2 protein-coding genes and 1 pseudogene are annotated in these 4024 nt (G+C 60.6%); all 3 read right to left on the bottom strand.

The window, feature by feature from the left end; genetic code table 11:
- Positions 1–285: 285 nt before the first annotated feature.
- Positions 286–633, bottom strand: coding sequence for a hypothetical protein (locus tag ABZV06_RS31915; RefSeq protein WP_355249153.1), 348 nt, complete (start codon positions 631–633; stop codon positions 286–288).
- Positions 634–655: 22 nt separating this feature from the next.
- A complete protein-coding gene (locus ABZV06_RS31910) occupies positions 656–3130 on the bottom strand; it encodes a polymorphic toxin-type HINT domain-containing protein (RefSeq protein ID WP_355625973.1) in 2475 nt (824 codons plus the stop codon).
- Positions 3094–4024: pseudogene (locus tag ABZV06_RS31905) on the bottom strand (hypothetical protein); the annotation flags it as partial. The gene ABZV06_RS31910 and the pseudogene ABZV06_RS31905, both read right to left, overlap by 37 nt.

Genomic DNA, 4024 nt, shown 5'->3' with positions numbered 1-4024 from the left:
ACAGGACTCTCGACAAGCCCTATTTTCCCTGATCAGAAGGCACTTCTTCGTTTCTGCCCAGTCCTTGGACAACCCTTAACGAAGGGCCGAGGCTAGCAGCCGCTACGCAGCGGAATCAATGCCAAGCTCGCGGCAGACACGCTATAGGCGATAGGGAAGCCGCCCGTCACCTCGACCGTCAGCTTGCTCTCCAGATGATTCTCCACTACGACGATTCCGCACCGTTGTCACGCTCCGTCGGCGGAACGCTGAATTGTCGTACCCAGCCGAGCCGTCGCGGCGTGATCAACTACAGCGTGAGAAAAATTTCTCGAGCGCCCTTACTTCGCGCTCTAGCAAGCCGTCATAGTGCGACTCATCATCTATCATATCTTCATAACCCCAAAGAGCCTGCAGATGGGCTGAATCACGATAGAACGCGAATCGCCACTCATTTGGAATGCTGGAGTCTTCTACCCGGAATAGCTGAATCGGATACCAGTCCGGCAGACCGGTGTCAGCGCACACAAGAACCATGACCGACCCGGCATAGAGAGACATCGCGCAGACGCGATATTGTGTTTCGACGGTGAGGCGGGCCACAGCATCCCGGTTATAGGCTAATGGATTTGGCGGCAGGTCTCGCAGGCTCACGCCAAGGAACGTCGCTATCATGTCAGCCCTTAAACTTAAAGTCGTCAACTTGCCCAGTAATCGCATTCATTACGTAATGAATCTCGACGCCGTTTACATTCTGGGACATCTTCACCCAACCATCTGAGCCAGGCCACCTCGCGTCCGTCATGCCCTTCCTAAGAGGTAGGAGGGTACCATTGGCCGGACTAGACATAGCCTCATGCATCGCCATCTGCTCGGTGAGATTGTTGGGAGCAGTACGGCCAGTCGAACCTCGGCCAAGCGGCTTCAGGTCAGCCGCAACGCCGCTTGAGTCGACCGCAAAACGCGCCGTAGGCCCGCAGCCAGTGTTATGGACTAGCACTGGCGTGTTACCGGCTACCACATAGTAGGTATGAATATCAGCAACTGTAAGGTTGTACGCCGCCCCGAACCGCGCGAACTGCGCCAGGCCGCCATCGAGGCGAATCGAGACCCCCTGGAGGGATAGCAGGCGATCATGAGATTTGAGCTGATTAGCAGGATCCCACCGCTTTACTCTTGCATTCCAGAACGGGTGCCCGGCCGTGGTGAAGAGCGCCTTGCCGTTGATCTTCAGATCACGCAGATGGTCCTCGTGGATCCAGATATGAGTTACGATCTTCCCATTCGTCACGCCTGCTTCTGGATCGGTAGCCAAGACCCTATCTCCGACCCGGAGATCGCTTATGGGTTTGAAGGTGCCGTCAGCCATGACGACTTTGGTCTCTGGACTGAAGCTACAGAGAGCTTTCCCGGTGTCGAGCAGTGCTTCGCCGATCTTGCCGGCTGCTTTCAGCTTTCCGATCGGAACGAATCCGACAATGCTCCAGGCGCATCCTGAGACGCTTCCGTTGGAGCAGTCGATCGCGTCGTTGACTCCGGTGATTTCGCCAAGGAAGTTGCCAACATCCCCCCACATTTCGGCGAGGATCTGCTTACAGATATCCGGATAGTTGTAGCAGAGGACATCGCTGCGAAGCCGTTCCAGTTGAACTGCGTTCAGGTTAGAGATGTGGGTGCCGTAGACGAGCTGCGCGAAAACCGGGAGGGCGACGTTGCCTTTGCTCGGCGCCCCCCGCCCGTCGGGCATGTGATCAGTCCATGTGTCCGGGTCGAAGGGGTTTTCAGCGTCAGCGACGGCATCACACTTGACCGGCCAGCATCGGTTCTTCGGATTGTTCTTGGCGGCCCGATTGCCCTTTTCGTTGCCGGGTTGGTAGGACGGGCAGCCGCCCTTGATTGTCACGCAGTCTGCAGGGATGAGGCCGCTCGGGTCACTGAAGGTGGCTGGGTTGTGCCGTGAGTAGGCGTATCCGTGCCACTGCTGCGGATCGCTGATATCCATGACGGGGTCAACGGAGACGAATCGGCCGATCGCGGGGTCGTATTCGCGGGCGTTGAGGTGGGTTAGGCCTGTGTTGTCTTTGGTGCCGCCGACGAAACCCTTGTCCATCATGGACGGCCAGGTGGAGGGTGTGGTGCCTCGTTCGCCGCCGAAGGGGAGGCTGCGTCGTTGGGATACCGCGAGGTCACTGTTGCGGATCGTGGCGTCGGCGGTGCCGTGGTGGTCGCTGACGATCCAGTCCAGTCTGCCGGTCGAGTCGCGGACCGCGACGGTCTCCCCCGCTGCGCTGTAGTAGCGGGTCCCGGTGGCAGCGGTGCTGGTTGGTTTGCGGACTTCCATGCTCCCCGGCAGGTAGAGCGTCGCTCCCGTGGGATCGCGGCGGATCAGGCGGTTGCCGTCGGCGTCGTAGACGTAGCTGGTGCTACCGGTGTTGTCGGCGACTGCGAAGAGACCACCTTCGTTGTCCCAGGTAAGCGTCTGCTGGCCCGCGGGTCCGGGGCGGGTGATGGTGTTGCCGTTCTCGTCGTAGGTGTAACTCTCGGTCGTAGTAGTGGCCCCGGTGGAGGCAACGCTTGTCACCGCGTGGGGATGTGACCCTACGCCCGCGCCTTGAGCCGGGTAGTTGTATGTACGGGTGGTTTGTGTGGTGGCGGTGCGGATGGTTTCTGTCTTGCGGTTTTCCGTGCCGGGGTCGTAGGTGTAGGAGTGCCAAAATGGTGCAGGCCCACCTAGCGTCGCGGTGTCTGGGGCTTGCGTGCAGTTGTCGGTTTGGGGTGTCCAGGCGTTCACGAGGCGGCGCAGCGTGTCGTAGCCGTAGCACTCGGTCTCGACTTTGACACCGGCTGGAGCGTCGGTGATCTTCTGCATGTTGCCGGCTGGGTCTTGGAAGTAGCTGAAGTTGAAGACCTCGGGCTTCATCTCTGGGATCACGTTGCGGTTGGTCAGGCGGCCAGTGTGGGGGTCGGTGGTGTTCGTGATCCACGTGCGTTTCCCGGTCGCGCCCAGGATCGTCTGCAACTGGTGGCCGAACTTGGTGTAGCTGGTCTGGCTGACGTAGATCTGCGATGCGGACAGCATGCCGCTGGGCAAGCCGACGTCGTTGAACGTGTAGGTCAATTTTTCGCTGGTGAGTCCGGCCGCGCCGGGCACCGTGGTGTTGTTGACCTTCCCATCGGGGCGGTAGGTGGTGTTGTAGTCGTAGGAGCACGGTGTGAGGGTGCCCGATACGCATAGTGATCCGTCGGCGGACGAGATGGTGATGCGGGAGTCCTTGGGCCGTCCCGTCCCGTCTCGTCGTAGGCGACTACCTCGTTGACGTAGGCGTTTGTGGAGCCTGCCGGTTCGTATCGGACCGATTTGGTCAGCTTGCCGATGCCGTACGCGAGGGTGTCGTAGGTCCATTCAGCACTCAGGGGCCCGGTCGTGGAGTCTTCGTGGACGGTCTTCTTTCGTCCGAGCTTGTCGTACGAGAACGCGAGGGTGCGTTTGCGGCCGTCGGTCGAGGTGAGCATCTCGCCAGCGAGGTTGTACGTGTAGCTGCTGGTGCCCTTATCCGGGTCGTCCTCGCTGGCCTTGCGGCCTCGTTGGTCGTAGCGGTAGGCCCAGGTGTTCCCGACCGGGTCGGTGACGCTTGCAAGCTCACCTCGGCCGGTGTAGCCGTAGCGGTATTCGTCGAAGGTGCTGGCGGTATCGCTGCCGACGGCTGCACGGTCCTTGTACTGCCGTTGAGCGATGGTCTGGCCCCGGCCGTCGCTGATGGTCGTGGTGGCGATGCCACCGGCCGGCGGTGTGATGCTGGTGCGTTCACCGGCGTAGGTGGTGGTGGTTCGCCACTTCTCGTTGATCGTGGTGTCGACGCCTACCTTGAAGATCGCGTCGGTCAGCCGCCCGGCGCCGTCATAGACGTTTTCCGTCAGCGCGGGGACTGCGGGCGTTCCCACGCTACCGACTAAGAGCGCGTTTGGTTTGTGGGTTGGGCGGGTGTGTCGCACAGCCGGTCCGATCGATGAGGGTGATTCGGTCGGTAGACGGGTATGGATCGAG

This window comes from Micromonospora sp. NPDC005172 (assembly GCF_040608555.1).
Classification (GTDB): Bacteria; Actinomycetota; Actinomycetes; order Mycobacteriales; family Micromonosporaceae; genus Micromonospora.
Note: the sequence above shows the minus strand (reverse complement) of the source record. Positions and strands in the feature narration are given on the sequence as shown.